Annotated in this window: 13 protein-coding genes; 4 read left to right on the forward strand and 9 right to left on the reverse strand. The window is 29.3% G+C overall.

All coding sequences use genetic code 11. The annotated features are described in order from the left end of the window. Positions 1-3: 3 nt before the first annotated feature. Both LPB88_RS13305 and LPB88_RS13310 read right to left on the reverse strand, forming a co-directional pair. Positions 4-663 (reverse strand): hypothetical protein, encoded by a 660-nt coding sequence (locus LPB88_RS13305; protein WP_230716192.1) that lies wholly within the window; start codon positions 661-663, stop codon positions 4-6. 163 nt (positions 664-826) lie between these two features. Beyond that, positions 827-1,498 carry a hypothetical protein gene (locus tag LPB88_RS13310; RefSeq protein ID WP_230716193.1) on the reverse strand — a complete coding sequence of 224 codons (672 nt, stop codon included), beginning with the start codon at positions 1,496-1,498 and terminating at the stop codon, positions 827-829. Between the two features lie 899 nt (positions 1,499-2,397). Between LPB88_RS13310 and mobC the strand changes: the two genes are divergently transcribed. Beyond that, positions 2,398-2,793, forward strand: coding sequence for a plasmid mobilization relaxosome protein MobC (gene mobC / locus LPB88_RS13315; protein WP_230716194.1), 396 nt, complete (start codon positions 2,398-2,400; stop codon positions 2,791-2,793). Next, positions 2,778-4,022 (forward strand): relaxase/mobilization nuclease domain-containing protein, encoded by a 1,245-nt coding sequence (locus tag LPB88_RS13320; protein WP_230716195.1) that lies wholly within the window; start codon positions 2,778-2,780, stop codon positions 4,020-4,022. Before mobC ends, LPB88_RS13320 begins: the two co-directional genes overlap by 16 nt. Positions 4,023-4,224: 202 nt before the next feature. Here the strand turns inward: LPB88_RS13320 and LPB88_RS13325 are convergent, their stop codons facing one another. The 7 genes from LPB88_RS13325 to LPB88_RS13355 all read right to left on the reverse strand — a co-directional run bounded on the left by LPB88_RS13325 (position 4,225) and on the right by LPB88_RS13355 (position 12,362). Continuing rightward, a complete protein-coding gene (locus LPB88_RS13325) occupies positions 4,225-4,854 on the reverse strand; it encodes a DUF4145 domain-containing protein (protein ID WP_230716197.1) in 630 nt (209 codons plus the stop codon). Positions 4,855-5,026: 172 nt separating this feature from the next. Continuing rightward, complete coding sequence (locus LPB88_RS13330) at positions 5,027-5,818, reverse strand: DUF4145 domain-containing protein (RefSeq protein WP_230716199.1); 792 nt, start codon at positions 5,816-5,818, stop codon at positions 5,027-5,029. A 160-nt stretch (positions 5,819-5,978) separates the two neighbouring features. Beyond that, entirely contained in the window at positions 5,979-6,473 is a 495-nt protein-coding gene (locus LPB88_RS13335; protein WP_230716200.1) for a hypothetical protein, read from the reverse strand. A gap of 265 nt (positions 6,474-6,738) precedes the next feature. Next, positions 6,739-7,407, reverse strand: a complete 669-nt coding sequence (locus tag LPB88_RS13340; protein WP_230716202.1) for a hypothetical protein — start codon at positions 7,405-7,407, stop codon at positions 6,739-6,741. Positions 7,408-8,043: 636 nt separating this feature from the next. Next, positions 8,044-10,215: a hypothetical protein gene (locus tag LPB88_RS13345; RefSeq protein ID WP_230716204.1), complete on the reverse strand. Its 2,172-nt coding sequence runs from the start codon at positions 10,213-10,215 to the stop codon at positions 8,044-8,046. Positions 10,216-10,369: 154 nt separating this feature from the next. Further along, positions 10,370-10,588, reverse strand: a complete 219-nt coding sequence (locus LPB88_RS13350; RefSeq protein ID WP_230716206.1) for a hypothetical protein — start codon at positions 10,586-10,588, stop codon at positions 10,370-10,372. Continuing rightward, positions 10,569-12,362 carry a DUF6119 family protein gene (locus tag LPB88_RS13355; RefSeq protein WP_230716208.1) on the reverse strand — a complete coding sequence of 598 codons (1,794 nt, stop codon included), beginning with the start codon at positions 12,360-12,362 and terminating at the stop codon, positions 10,569-10,571. Before LPB88_RS13355 ends, LPB88_RS13350 begins: the two co-directional genes overlap by 20 nt. A 603-nt stretch (positions 12,363-12,965) precedes the next feature. On the opposite strand from LPB88_RS13355, the gene LPB88_RS13360 reads away from it, so the two are divergent. Both LPB88_RS13360 and LPB88_RS13365 read left to right on the forward strand, forming a co-directional pair. Continuing rightward, positions 12,966-14,468, forward strand: coding sequence for an AAA family ATPase (locus tag LPB88_RS13360; RefSeq protein ID WP_230716210.1), 1,503 nt, complete (start codon positions 12,966-12,968; stop codon positions 14,466-14,468). Further along, entirely contained in the window at positions 14,458-15,126 is a 669-nt protein-coding gene (locus LPB88_RS13365) for a hypothetical protein (RefSeq protein WP_230716212.1), read from the forward strand. Before LPB88_RS13360 ends, LPB88_RS13365 begins: the two co-directional genes overlap by 11 nt. The last annotated feature ends 376 nt before the right edge of the window (positions 15,127-15,502 follow it).

Raw genomic sequence — 15,502 nt, forward strand, 5'->3', positions numbered from 1 at the left:
CTATTATTTGATTCTTTCTGCGCTAAACTCTTCCGCAATAATAAATGGTTGATTCAGATTAAAATCATTTGGACTCACATCTTCATTTCCAAATATTAAAATTTTTGAATTCGGTTTGTCTTCGTAACCTTTATCTTCCTCTACAATTTCATTAGTAACAGCAAAATATAAACTGTGTTTTACACAGATTTCTCTGAAAAATTTTTCTAAAGATTTTGGAATGCTAATTGTTCTTTTTGAGTACTTCTCATAGTATTCTTGGTTGTTCCAAAAATATTCCTTTACGACTATCCAATTTCCAGTTTCTCTCTCAAGACCGTTACTGACATCACCAATAAATTCACTGACGTTTTCCGGTTTGCCTTTAATTTCGCATTCAAGTTTATTCTCATGAAAGATTAGCAATAGTGGATGTCTGTCCAATATTTTCATTTTAGCATAAGGCAATGTTAAACTCCAAAAGAAACCATCAAATTTTTCAGTATTTCTACAAGTCAGTTTCCACTCTTCATATTCAACAGGAATATCATAGCTATTCTGATTAATTGAAAGTACCATTTCAAAAGTACTGTTTGATGTTTGAAAACTATAAGATTCAATTTTCAAATCACAATCGTTATAGAATTCTTTTTCGTTTGTCTTTTTTATGAGTTCTTCTATCATATTAGAGTTTTGAGTAATTGCATGCCACGTTCTGGGTTTTGGCTTGGCTAGGAAATAAATATATAAGATTTTTCAGTTAAACACAAATTCTCCAAATGCAAAACCATTTTTAAATTTCAGCCTAAATCCCAATCTCGCCAAAAAAAGATGTTAGTTGAGTTTTTTATTCTCTGAACTTATATTTATAATTGTTTTCTAAATTATTTTGTTCGGTTTCAGTTATTCTCATAAAGGCAATATTTTGACCGTATCCATATTTGCTTTCACCAAGACATTCAACAATTCTCGTTTTGTTAGCCTTTATTTTTTCTTTACAAATTTCAAAAACTATAGAATCTAACCAATCGTCAGAATATTTTGGATTAAATTTTATAATTTCATTGTTCAGTTCAAATTCTACTGTAATCGGACCAGAAGGACTTTGCCATTTTTCAGAAATATTTTGGGGATTGAACGAACCATTAGATAGATTTGAAAACATTTTAATTACATCTACATAAACATTGTTTTCAGCACAAACATCAGATTCTAAATCTAAATAAATCATTTTGCGTTTATCAATGCAAGCCAAATCAAATTCGTCTAATTCCATTCCAGGATCATATTTTTTATCAAATATTTTAGAATAATCATCAATTCTATTTGAATGTAATTGTTCAAATATTTCCTTATCACTAAATTTTGAAAAATTTTCAAAGAATCCACTTTTTCTTAAAATTGAAATATTTTGAATAACATTTTCTTTCGGAATTTTTTTCCCAGAATTCATAATATTGGTTTTTCTCGGGTTATCACAAGAGCTAAAAATAAATAAAAGCACAAATATGTATTTCATTTCTGTGTGTGTGTGTTTAAATCTCTAGTAACTTTTTATATCTACTATTTTATAACGCTTTTGTACATCCTGCTATATCATATGTAATAATATAACGTATAGGTTACAATACTACACAAAAAAGACAGACAGGCATTACGGTTTACCATAAATTCAGAATTATTTTTCAAAAATATCAAAAGTTAAGCTTAGGTAGTTATTTTAAAAATATATTAACCCAGCGCTCAAGGATCACTTTCGCTATATGACAACATTTGTCAATCTAAGAGTTTTTTAATCATAAAATAAAAAAGATAAGCAAAATTACTGGACATAGACAAAAGATGTACGCATAATGTCAGGTCTCGTTTCCTCAACCCTCCACCCTTCGGGACTTATAGCACATCTTTTGTCTATGTCCACTGCCTGAATGCTTTCTTTTTTTTTTCTTTTGAAATGTATTTAGCTTAATCTTGATAAGTAAAATATACTTATGATACTCAAAATATTTTTACCTTAATTAACTTTGTTTTTGATTTAACTTCAAGACCTTAGATAAAATTAGCAATAACAATCAATAGCTATCATGTTCAAAATATAGTCATGATATTATAATATTATTTGTATTCCTTAAATTTGAGGTTGGCTTAAAAACGGTATACAGATTAAATTACAAATCTCTCAACCCACAAAACAATCGAGGAAGCTTATAAAACAAAACCTCAGCTTAATCCAAATTATTTATAATATGCTGATTTATTAAAGTCTATCAGATGTTAAAATTTTGAAGACCACCTCGTTCCTGTGGTCTGGCAAGATGAACGGTTGTTAAACAACCGCCTATCTTGCCACCTATTACCTCGGAACTCGGTGGTGGAGACTGTAGAAAGAAAAGAGTTTGAAAACAATGAAAATGAAAGATGATGAAAAGAGAAAATTCAAACAGAACACGAATCGTAGGACTGCGATTAACTCCCTTGGAGTATGCCGTGCTGGAAAAAAGATTTAGAGCAAGTACCTGCCGAAAATTAAGTGACCATATAAGAAGGCACTTATTTAACAAACCTATTGTAACAACTTACCGCAATGCTTCATTTGATGATTATATCGAAGAAACAATGACTCTAAACAGTGAGCTTGATTCAATAGGAAATAACATCAACCAGATTGCCAAAAAGATGAATTCTTTTAAAACTATATCTGATTTTAAAACACAGGTCTTCTGGTTTGAAGTAGATAAAAAGAAGCTATTCGAAAAAATGGAGGAAATTAAAATACACTCTCAAAAATTCTCAGAGCAATGGTTGCAATTATAAAAACCAGCAATTCATTACAGCGAATTTTAAATTACAATGAGATAAAAGTAAAAGAAGGAAAGGCAGAATGTATAAGCGCTATTAACTTTCCTCTGGAACTCGACAGGCTTAATTTTACTTTAAAACTCAACCGCTTTGTAAAACAGGCTTCGCTTAATGAAAACGTTAAGCGAAACGCTGTACATATATCATTAAATTTTGATCCTTCGGAAAACCATTCTAAAGAAAAGCTAAATGAAATTGCAAAAATTTACATGGATAAAATCGGATTCGGCAAACAGCCTTTCCTAGTTTATCAGCATTATGATGCAGGACACCCTCACTTACATGTGATTACAAATAATATTCAAAGAGATGGAAAAAGGATTGATCTTCATTTGTTGGGGATTAGAAAATCAGAACCTGCCAGGAAAGAAATAGAAGAAACCTTTGGACTTGTAAAAGCGGAAGGAAGAAAAACAAAAGAACAATTTTCATTACAGCCAATCGCGAACCGCAAAGTACAATATGGAAAAGCAGAGTCCAAAAAGGCTATCAATGGAGTTTTAAATAAAGTTTTATTTGAATATAAATATTCAAGCCTTCCAGAACTCAATGCTGTTTTAAACCTTTACAATGTTCATGCAGATAGGGGAACTGAAGAATCCAGAGTTTTTAAAAACAAAGGATTGCTTTATAAGATACTTGATAAAGATTCAAAACCAACTGGAGTACCAATTAAAGCAAGTGGCTTTTACAGTAAACCTACATTAAAATTTCTGGAAGACCGATTTAAAATTAACGCTATAAAAAAAGAGTCTAGTCAAAGACATGTGAGATCTGTTATTAGAGAGACTTTTATTAATGAAACATTTAAATCTCCCGAACAGTTAGCAGAAAAATTAAAAAAGGTAGACATTAATACTGTTTTGAGAAAGAGTAAAGACGGGCAGCTTTACGGAATTACTTTTGTGGATCATAAAACTAAATGTGTTTTTAACGGAAGTAGTCTGGGAAAACAATACAGTGCAAAAGGAATTCTAGAACGTTGTGAAGCGATCAATCCTACGAATCAAAATCATAATTATCAAAAAACTATTTCAATTGCTTATGAAAACATCAAAAATTTAGGATCTGAAAATATTTTTAAAACTAATCCACTTGATATTTTACTGCGTGCTGAAAATTATAATGATTACACATCCCAATTTAAGCAAAAGAAAAAAAGAAGATTGAGAAGAGGTATTTAAAGTAGTTAATGGTGGATCAATTAACCCTAACATTATAGTAGTATACACAAAATGACAGGTAACGTCCCTTTACTACAGCGGGCTTGGAACTAAAGTAAACCCATTCTTCGGATTTGCTAAATTATCATAAATGCAAAACCATCGTTTAATTAAGCAAATTACCCAAATCCATTGTTGTAGATGTTAGCAGTAAACATTTTTATTAAGCTTTACTATCTCTTTTCTCAATAGCATCAACTAAATTTTGAGGTAAATTTCCATACAAAGCTTCAACATGCTTTGGCTGGGATATCATTACATCGGCGATTATGTTTATTAATCCAAATAAGGCAACACATAATTCGAAATTGTCTTTTAAATCTATTTGTCCAGGATGTACTGCATTATTTCCAACAACTCTTAAAATATCTAATGACTGTTGAATTTTTACAGGTAAACCTTTTTTCACAAGGTTTGCTATATCTTCATTTATATTTTTGCCTTCTTCTCCTAGAAATATGCAAAGCTTTTGAATAGCTAATCTAAGTAATGCAGATGCACCTCTAGGAGATTTACTTAAAATACTTCTGGCTTCATTATAGTCTTCAATAATATCTTCGGGCAAATCTGAGTTAGCCATCATTACATTTCCAACTTCAGGTATTATCATTTTTTCATTAAACCAAAAACTACTTTTTTTGCAATGTTCACAACTAGACATTTTCATATCTTCAATTTTTGTATATCCGCCACCACCTGAATAACAAATGGTTAACCAATGCTGTCTTGCGAATGCACCGCAACTTGGACAATTAAAAGAAGTAGATTTAAAACTTGGAGGTGTATAACTCATTATATACGTTTTTTTTCGCTATGAAAGATTTTTAAGTATGATTGCTGCTAGCGTTTCGGGTTTGGTGCTAAATTAAGCCCATTATTTTGATTTGCCAAATCATTCAAATACAAAACACCATCTTTCGATTAAGCTAATTACCCAAATCCATCGTAGTCGTTGTTACCTGCAGTTATTTTAGCTTTCTATTCTTCTTTAATTCTTCCTGCAATGCCTTTATCTTTTCTGGCTTAACAAAAATTTCATGTATTATAGAAATGAATAAGTCATGAAGTCCATTTGCATCTTCTTTTGTAAAATCATGAAGTGTAATGTCATCTTCAGGATGTGCACCTTGGTTACCAATATCTTTTATAATTTTCGTGTTGTCATGAAAAACCTCTGTTAAATCTATATTTAAAAGATTTTTATTTGTTTTTAACCACTCTAATTGATTAAATAAAGTTTTCCCTTTAGCACCTAAAACATTCTTTGCGACAATTTGTATTGCACGTCTAAATAATATGGCAGAGGCAATAAATTTTGAATTGATTAAACAATAGTTTGCTTCGGTTGCTGTCTTTTTAAGTGAGCCGTATTTTTCAGGAATATCTTCATTTATATAGTTTTCAACGGAAATTGGTAATCGATATAACTTGTAAAGAGAATATGTGTATTCATACTGTGAACCACCAGTTGGAAGTGGTTTTTTCTTTTGTTCAACAAATTGTACAGTAAAAATAAAACTTTTTTTTCTGCAACTCGGACACTCAATGAATATATTTATAAATGTTGGTAGTCCGTTAGAGTTATGGTACGGTTCACTGAATGATTTAGAATATATATTTAGAAAGACCTCTCTATTACAAGAATCACACTTTCCTGGAACTTGTTGAGATATTGAGGATTGTCCTTCAGCTTCATAAATGCGCTCAAAATTTTCTTCAATATATTTTTTAAATTCTTTTTCGTTTAATAATTCCATAAGTGTGTTTATAATTGTTAGTAATGTTCTGGTACTATAGCGGGTTTAAGGGCTAAGTTAAGGTCATTCTTCTGATTTGCCAAATCATCCAAATGCAAAAATATTTTTCCATTACGCCAATTTCCAAAATCTCGTGTATCGGCTGTTAGCGGTTGTATTTTTAGAAGATTTTCATAATATAAATACCATCTATTATTCCACTCGTAATTTCAATATGTTCATTGAAAGTTGGTTTAATTATTCCATAAATATTTTGTGAATCAATTTGTCCACGTTTTATATGTATATGTTCCGCTTTCCAATGTTTTCCATCTATATCAGGTTGACGAACTTCTATTACAGTTCTTTCCCCATTATTTCTGTCAAATATATATTCCCCAGAATAGTAGTTTGGATGCTTAATTTTCGAATAGCGTGCGCTTATAATTTCGGTATCAATCCACCAAAATTGTTCAAGAATACATTGGTCTAATTGATTTATAATTTTTGTGTCATTATCAAAAAAAAGTTTTACTATTTTATATATTGATTTGTCTTTAATATGATGAAATATAATATCATAAGGTATTGTAGATACAGTTCCAATATTTGCAATTAAACCTTGGTTCCATTCGTAAAATTCTCTTTCTTTTGATTTTGAATTGGCTCTACTCATTATTTTTAGATTTTCTATGGTAACGTTACCGACCTACATGCGTTGGGACTTAAAGTGCCTAATCTTTCGATTAAATACAATTTTTAAAATAGAAAGCATATTTAAAATTAAGTTGAATTGCCATCTTGCTCGTAGTGTGTGTTAGTCGTAGTGTATTACTATCTTAGTTCTGATATTAGTAATTTATCACACGCCAGCCAATAATCATCTGGATTGGACTTAATAGGTCGGACAGTTGTTCCGTCTTCACAAACCTTACGAGGAGTTATTGCAAATACATATAGTCTGACCCAGGTTCTATGAATTCTGCTATTCGTCCGTCGTATTTATTTCTGGCACTCCCTCCTTTCACAACCTTCTCTTGATGAACTACAGATCCGATACTGATGTAAATAGAAAATCCAATATCAGGTTTTTCCATATAATTTTTCTTGTTCTCGTTATTTAAAACAAAGTTATTATAATAAAGATCCATGTCGTTATTTTTAACTGCTTTGCTGTATATCGATATAGATTGTCCTCCGCTTTGAGTCTTTGCAATAAAATTTTCCACAAAGTTAACGGTCCAGTCTAACTCCCCTATAAATTGATTGATGTAAAAACCCATAAAAATTGGCTCTTTAATTTTATCGTAATATCTAATCTTAAATGCGTTTTCTAATATTGCTAAGAAAACCGGATCAAACTCTTCAGTTACATCACTATTAACTTTAGACAGCAGATTTTTGAGTAATCTGAATCTGTCAAAATGATAATTGTATCTTTCTCTATCTTTAAGATTAAAAACAATTACAGCTTTCAGATATTTTTCAACAGCAATACTCGCAAGAGTTAACCCTTGAACTATAAAATTTTTATTAAGTAAAAAACGTGCCGCAATATAATCGCGATATCCAAGATCCATAAGCGCATACCCGCTGGATAACTTTTCCATGTATGTAATCGATTTGTTCATAATAATTACTGTCTTTAGTTGTTTTATTTGATAATTCAAAGATACTTGAACAGTACGCAGTCATTTTGCGTAGTTACATAATAATATTTTAAATTTTAGAAAAACTACAAAATCTAAATCATACTATTCTTTACTTTTAGTATTCGTTCTATGTATGAGACAAGCTTTATCGGTCTATAGAGAATTACGTTGTTAGAAAACATGATGTATAACTGTGAAGGAATTTTAATAGCTAAATTTTAAAAATTCTTGTAGAGGCGTAGTATTGTACAAATCCGAGTAACGGGCTTAATTTATTAATTTGCAAAGAAGGTTTATAGATTTTGACTATCAGTAAATTTACAATGTCCCGTATTGCAAGAAAGCAGGGTCGTAAAACCCTGCTTTCTAAAATAAACTGTACTGACCCGGATAGGATCTGCAATGTTGAGTAACGTTTTCTAAACGGCCGAAGCGCATTCTAGAATAAGCTCTTACAAAAACTGGTCGGTTGGTACTGCATACTAAACACTTTTTCATAGCTATTGATTTAAATTAATAAAATCATTTACCTAAATCACTATGAGTTGTTTAGCTTTGCAAAAATAGGATATTTCTCCTAACTAGAAAACAACTTTAATTTATATTTTTTATATCTCGATATAAGTCTATTAAATGGTAAACAGACATATCTATTAACGGCTCATACATGAACGAGTTGATATGAATATTTTCTGGCGTCATTAGATTTACCTTATCAATTAACTTCAAATTGTTACTATCAGGGTTATTAATTTTGTATTGTTCAGAAAGTACTCTCGTTTGAAAAGCACCTACGGTAGTTAAATCGCAATCAGGTAAAGATTTTATAAGATATTGTTCCGCTTTAAGTCGTGAAGCCACTGCCAAAACTATTTTATTTTCCAGTAAAATTTCATTTATATTGTCTTCGATTGCTATTGCGTCAGCAGTTGAAAAAATAAAGTCTAGTATTTTTCCATCCCCATCAAATGCCAGTTGACTATCTTTTAGCTTATTAATGCGGTTTCTAAATACAGTGAAAACCTCATTTAAATCAATCGTTAAAGAATTTTGTTTTATATGCAGGCAGCTTGTAAGTTTTACACAATCTTCTGCTTTTGCTGAATCCGTATATTCAATTATATTTCTAACAAAAGCAATTAAACTTATAAAAATTTTTGGTTCATTATGGGATTTTATAAATTCCTTAAAAAGATCGTTCATGTATAAACCTTTTTCTAACCTGACACATCGACTATGATCACGTGTTGCCATAAAAGTATGCTTATAAAGGTTGAGCCTCGATGCGAGTGTTCTATAAAAATCAAAATTATGTGTGAGGATTAACGATTTAAAATTTTGAGAATAGTGTAAATCCCTTATATATTCAATGATTGCATATTTATTTTTATAATCAAATGAATCCGCTACATCATCAAAAATCAGTAGTGTCATATCGTCTGAAATTCTTCTGGATTCAATTTCGAATAAAAATTGTAAAATAAAATAAGCTCTTTGTTCGCCCTTACTAAGGATTTTCAATAAATTTTCTTTTGATTGTTTTGAAGGGGCTTCATCTCTATCTTTATAAATGAACTCTAAATTAGCAGTTTCTTGTCGAAGGATAATATCATGCTGATTACCTATCCTTATTTCAAATGGCACATAGAATCGATTATTAAATTTTTCAATTATATCACTCCATAATGAAAGCTCTTTGTTTGCGTCTTTTATTATAGATTCTAAATTCTCTTTATGTTTATTATACAAGTCGGTCAGACTTTCTGCTTCCTTTTTAATTTCAGACATGAAGCTGTTCCATACCTTTCGTTTAAAGCCATTGTAGTCTTTCAGGCTTATTAAAAGAGAATTGTCTTTTTCAAGTACTTTTTTAAATGCTCTCAAATCAACATTTGCGCCAATAGCCTTATCAACCTTATCAAAAGACGTTTTTAATTTTTGATCTGCTATTATTTTTTCAAGTTCCTCCTCAAATAATTTTTTTAATTCTTCGGAGGTATTAATTTCTGTACCATCTTCTAAAACAAATTTGTGACCTGCGTCGAAGTAAGAATTATCTTCAATGGATTTCAATATCTCATTTGCTTGATAGGTGCCAAAATTATTATTGCCTGTTAATTTGAACAACTTTGAATTGGACAAAATTTCATTGTAATTTTTTATATATCCATCTAGGAGTTCTTCATTTTTAATTAAAAAGTTTTTTACTGTACCTTTAGAATCAAATACACTATTATATTTAAAGGAAATTTTTGGAGCGTCTTCTTGAAGTTCTTCTAAGTGATCTGATAAAACCTCAAAAAAATTATTAGAACCGTCTTCATTGAATGTTCCAGTGTATTCTCCCTCACAATCTGAACTTTGCGATATGGTTTTGAGTTTTTTTAGAAGATCGGCTTTCGCTGTATTCAGTTCCGCATATATTTCGTCATATTGGGCCTTTAGTTCCTTGCTTGCAATAAATGTGGTTAGTTTTTGTGAGGCATCAAAAGAGTTATCTTCAGCATTTACCACTAAAACCGAGCTGTGATTAATTACTTGCTGATCACATAAAATTTCAAATTTTGCGCTTTTTGTATAAACTAAATCTCTGGGTTGATTTTTTTTATCATTTTTAGCAATTAGATCAAATGTCTTAGCAAATGAGGTCTTCATTGTGCCGTTAGGTGCATAAATTAAATAGGAGTTTGATGCTGTAAAGTCAAAATCATGTTGCAGTTTTCCGATGCCAAAGCAGTTTTCGAAATCTATTGATAAAACGTTCATATTTATAGTATTTGTTTGGTTAGTGTTAATTTGCAAATTATGATAATTTGAACATTTTTAAATAAATATTCGCTGATGCAAGCGAACTTATATTTTATCAAAAGGTAAAAACTTCTTCGTAAAAATTGAAACTTTGCTTGTTTTTGCTTTTGGTTTAAATATTCTGTCTGCCCCAACGCATAATTGAAAATGTTTCCAGCATTTCTGGAATATGTTTTGGATAATTTCCTTCAAAATATTCAAGGATTAAAGGATTTCCTGAGAAGAAATGACTTGTAAAGTTAATCCAAGTCCTTTGTTGCCAATTTTGTGATTTATACACAAAAGATTTTTCACCTTCTTTTAATGATTTATTAGAGTTTTTCGATTTCAACAATTTTAATTGGAAAGGTCAACATATTCATTTCTCTAACACATTGAATTAAAGAATATTTCGCAATATTGGATTGAACTTTTTCTACATTATTTTTTATCTGTGAAATCTTTTTTAATTCTGATTTAAAAGCCATTACAAATTGTATATTTTTACCTCCCGTTTTGAATTTAGCTATAAAACTATCTTTATCGATAAGTCTATCAAAATTTACTTTCTTACTATTATATGCATCAACTACAGAGGATATAAAATCTTCACTTCCAGAATTTCTTTCATTCATAAATCTACTTGCAGATATTTGAATTTGATTACTTAAATCCCTAATTTTTGCATCAAATCCACTCTTAACGTGAATAAAATATATCGTATTATCATCTTCATACATGATATCACATAATTCAATATTCTCACCTATTGCTTTATCTAAAACCCAATAATTATTTTGTAAATGATATTTTCTATTATAAGCGTCTTCATCTTCAATCTCGTCCCACTTTTCAGTGATTATTCCAGAATTTAAATAGTTGTTATCTATCATTCTTGAACATATATCATTAATTGTGTTCGTAAAATCATTTTCTACTTTAAACCATTTTGCATCAATTTGAAAGATTGGTCTATTTTCGACATTGATTTCACAAACAATATGGTCTAAAAACATTGCATGAGTTATAAAATCATTTTTTCGCATTCCATATAAATGCAAACCGGAAATTATTTTTTTAAATTCTATTAAATTTAAATTTTCTAAGCTTTCATAAACTAATTTTAGTCCCTCATAATATAATTTTTTTCTATTTTGAAAATGATGTCCCTTGCGTGCTCCTTTAAATTTAAATATATAAAATTCCGCCTCATAAAATTCTTGAACCTTGGATGGGTGAACAAATTCAATATCTATTTTTTTTGGTTTTTCACCTCTAGCAGGAGAAAACAAATCCATCATGTTTTCATATAACAATAACAAAAGTTCTTCTCTGTAAATATTTGAAACAATGCCTTTATCCGTAACCTCAACAAAAGATGTTAAGTTTTTTTTAGTGTCTGATTTAGAGATTTCATTTATCTTTTTAAAAAGTTGATGTAAAGAGTCGAAAGGTATTTTATACTTTATATTGAAATATGAGCCAATTTCAATAGTAGTAATTCTATTGTCAAACTGGATGAAATCAAAAACACTATCTTTAATTTCTTGTTTTAAAACAATGTTTATTTTTGTGGGTATATTAGTGAAATTTAAAATATCAATCAACTTTAAACCATCTTTAAAGATATCTTTCCTTTTTGTTAGTTTACCTGAAATACCTCTTGTTTCAATTGAAATTACGTCTTCATTTAAATCAGTTATATATTCAAAGAAGTCCAATCCAAATCTATGATTTTGATAACGAATAATAACCCTACTTCCACCGCCACCTACAATAGCATAGATATTATTCTCAATGCTTGCAAACATTGCAAATGAAAGTTGTTGAACTTTAAATACTAAATTATTTGATAAACTTTCTGGTATAAATTTTTTCCAGAATGAATCCTTTTCTTCTTCATTATATACATATGTAAAATAATCGACTCCATCTATTAATGTGGGAACAATATCTTTATTATAATTGTCAAGATCTTTTACTTTTATTCGATGTTCATTAATAATATAATTGATAATTTGATTATTATTCTTAAGATTATGTTTTTTGAATTCATAAAATGATTTGTCAATCTGAAATATCTTTATTTCATATTCAGCATTATCAGAGTTATTATTTATGTCCATAAAATTCTAAAATTAGTTTGTATATCATCCTCTTCAAACATTGTTGTTTCTGCTTTTTAACGTTAAAATGAATTTTACAATTTAGATCTTCTCATTCCAAATTGTAAAAGGCAAATAACATAAAAACATCGATAGTTTTATTACGGAAAACCATAACAAAGAAATAAATTATAAAGTCGTATACAATACGTATTTATACTGGATCTACATTTCTTTTATATAGTTAGTTCTCATATATAAACAAAAAACAAGTTCAAGCTATTCTACATTATTAAGACAAACTACTTAATAATAATCTTCAAAAAATTGGTTAAATATTTGAATGCTTCCCGCTACACAGACAAAAAGTTTCAGAGATATCTGGAGCTTTTTTGTTTTAGTTGAAACTTTTATACTCGTTATGTTCAGGAGCGGGATGCTTGCGCCGGCGGGAAGAAACTTTTATTCGTTGCAACATTATTTTCCACCCTTTTATTTTTTAGATCTGCTTTAAAATTGATGAACTAAAGAACTAAACTTGTTAATAAATACTTTTCTATACTTTTTTTAGGATTACAATTACAACGTACATTTAGCAACACTAATTTTCTAATTATATAGCAAATGTTTAGAATTCTTCAATTTGAAATTATCAGACATAATTTTTTTCAAGCGCAAAAATTTAATTTCATCAATGATCTAGACTATTCTAGCGGACCATATACCACAATGCTTATTGGACCTAATGGAACGGGTAAAAGCCAATTACTTGAATTACTTATTAAAATTTTTAACATAATAATTTCATCTCAAGAACAAGGGCAAAAGATCCAGAATTTTGATTTTGATTTTGAACTTACTTATCGAATTGAAAATAATTTGGCTCAAATAAGGTGTGTGAGAGGAAAAGATGTTTATAAAGTTAATAATGAAGATTGCAATCTCAATGATTTGCCTACTCCAGCAAAAATTCTAGCAAGTGCAATAAATCTAAATGATAGATTTCCATTTTATACCAGTCGAAGCAAAGCAAAAAATACTAAGTATGAATATCTAGGCATACGTACTGCATCAAATAACGCATTTAAAAATTACAACACATTAATTGATAGGTTTTCATATTCTTTAGTGAATGAGGAAAATATTGAAAAGTACAGAAAAATATTTGACCAAATTGGTTTAAAACCCGAAATAACAATAACTTACAAGGCAGGTAAAAATTTAACTCTAAACAAATTAAGCAACGGACAAAATTATTCAAATGATCCTTTACTACTTGCAGAAAAGTTCCAATCTATTATCGAAAAACTTGATAGACCAGGACGTTTTTCTATTAGGAAAGATAGGTATCAAAAAGTAATATCTCATCCTGAAAATTTACAATTAATTGTGAACTTTTTAGTGAATAAAATTGATCTGCAAATTCCAAGAAAAGGGTTGATTAAGTACAACTCACATACTAAATTTGACAATTTGCAAGAGGTACATTATTTTAGAGATGAAGCACAATCATTACAACTTTTAAGGGAATTAGAGTTACTCGATGTAGATAAATTAATTTTACATCGAAAAGAAGGAAGTTATGGATTTGACCAAGCAAGTTCAGGAGAATATCACATCTTATCTAGCTTTATAAATATAATATCAACTATAAAGCCAAATTCCTTAGTCTTAATAGATGAGCCAGAAATTAGTTTACATCCTAATTGGCAAATTCAATATATGTCACTGTTACAAAAAACATTTACAAAATATAGCAACTGCCATTTTATCATCTCAACGCATTCACATTTTTTGGTTAGTGATTTAGAACCCGAAAAATCTGCAATAATAAGCTTTCATAGTGATAACAATGGTAGAATATTCAATGAAACACTCGAATATGAAACAACTGGGTGGTCGGCTGAGAATGTACTTTATCGAGTTTTTGGAGTAAGTACTGTTCGCAACTATTATTTAGAAATGGATTTACGAGATCTTTTATCAAAAATTTCCAATGGTTCTAAGGATTTTAAACATATGAATGAGATTTTGGATAGGTTGAAAAAATTTGATTTAACCATTGATGACCCATTAACACAAATAATACAAACCGCAGAAGGCTATTTAGACAACCATGGCAATTAAACAATATCATTTTACTTTAAGAGTTCCAAAGTATTACAAAAAAATCATAAAATCAATGTTACCCTTACAAGGGAATGAATGGGATTGTAGAGCAACCAAATTCGCAAAACCTATTCATGGACTAGCAACTAGAAGAAATGAGTTAAAAAAAATTTTAAGAAAAAGTCTACATAGTCAACAAGGTCATTACTGTGCATTCTGTGGCTTAGACATGAGAACAAGAGGTGCACAAATTGAACACATTGCCCCCAAAGCAAATGATCGCTACCCATTGTTTATGTGGGAATCTAAAAATCTTATTCTTGCATGTCCAACATGTAACGGATTTACAAAAAAAAGTACTTTTAATTCCATTCAAAATTTTAATGCAGTTTATCATAATTGCATCTTTTCAATTGTACATCCCTACTTTGATGATCCAGATCATCATTTTAAATATATAATGGATCCTAATACTAATCTAGCATACATAATCGCAGTTCGCGAAATTAATGGTAGTCCATCTCAAAAAGCAATACAAAGCATTAAACTATTTGGGCTTAGTTTACCAGATATGACTGAAGAGCGATATAAAGATGCATTGGCTTTAAGCCGTCCTTTACCACAATTTGAAAAATTGATAGAAGAGGTTAAAACAAAAGGCTATATTTCTAAGTAACATTTTTTTTACAAAGAAAAAAAAATATATAAACACTAAAATTATTGTCTGTTACAGATTTTTTAAACATATGTTCGTTATAAATCTTTTCAACTTTACCACTTCTTTAAGTCATTATAAAAGAGAAATTAATAAAAATGTTGAAATTAAAAAGAAATCATACACTAATTGAATTATTCGTCATCTTATATGATTTATAATCTAATTAGAACATCGAGACGATATATATCTTAAAACATAATGAATTTACTATTTATTTATTTTATACCTGTGTAATTGTAAAGAAGGACATTCTCTTTTGATACTTGAAAAATAAAATCAACAATATTGAATTTAAGCAGATAAAATTGAATAAAAATCTTCAAAAAATAGGTTA

Source organism: Flavobacterium sp. JAS, from assembly GCF_020991455.1.
Taxonomy (GTDB): Bacteria; Bacteroidota; Bacteroidia; order Flavobacteriales; family Flavobacteriaceae; genus Flavobacterium.

Coding starts and splice junctions, on each gene's coding strand:
- LPB88_RS13355 (WP_230716208.1), bottom strand. CDS start 12,362: ATGGACATAAATAATAACTCTGATAATGCTGAATATGAAATAAAGATA.
- LPB88_RS13310 (WP_230716193.1), bottom strand. CDS start 1,498: ATGAAATACATATTTGTGCTTTTATTTATTTTTAGCTCTTGTGATAAC.
- LPB88_RS13365 (WP_230716212.1), top strand. CDS start 14,458: ATGGCAATTAAACAATATCATTTTACTTTAAGAGTTCCAAAGTATTAC.
- LPB88_RS13330 (WP_230716199.1), bottom strand. CDS start 5,818: ATGGAATTATTAAACGAAAAAGAATTTAAAAAATATATTGAAGAAAAT.
- LPB88_RS13345 (WP_230716204.1), bottom strand. CDS start 10,215: ATGAACGTTTTATCAATAGATTTCGAAAACTGCTTTGGCATCGGAAAA.
- LPB88_RS13325 (WP_230716197.1), bottom strand. CDS start 4,854: ATGAGTTATACACCTCCAAGTTTTAAATCTACTTCTTTTAATTGTCCA.
- mobC (WP_230716194.1), top strand. CDS start 2,398: ATGATGAAAAGAGAAAATTCAAACAGAACACGAATCGTAGGACTGCGA.
- LPB88_RS13335 (WP_230716200.1), bottom strand. CDS start 6,473: ATGAGTAGAGCCAATTCAAAATCAAAAGAAAGAGAATTTTACGAATGG.
- LPB88_RS13360 (WP_230716210.1), top strand. CDS start 12,966: ATGTTTAGAATTCTTCAATTTGAAATTATCAGACATAATTTTTTTCAA.
- LPB88_RS13320 (WP_230716195.1), top strand. CDS start 2,778: ATGGTTGCAATTATAAAAACCAGCAATTCATTACAGCGAATTTTAAAT.
- LPB88_RS13340 (WP_230716202.1), bottom strand. CDS start 7,407: ATGGAAAAGTTATCCAGCGGGTATGCGCTTATGGATCTTGGATATCGC.
- LPB88_RS13305 (WP_230716192.1), bottom strand. CDS start 663: ATGATAGAAGAACTCATAAAAAAGACAAACGAAAAAGAATTCTATAAC.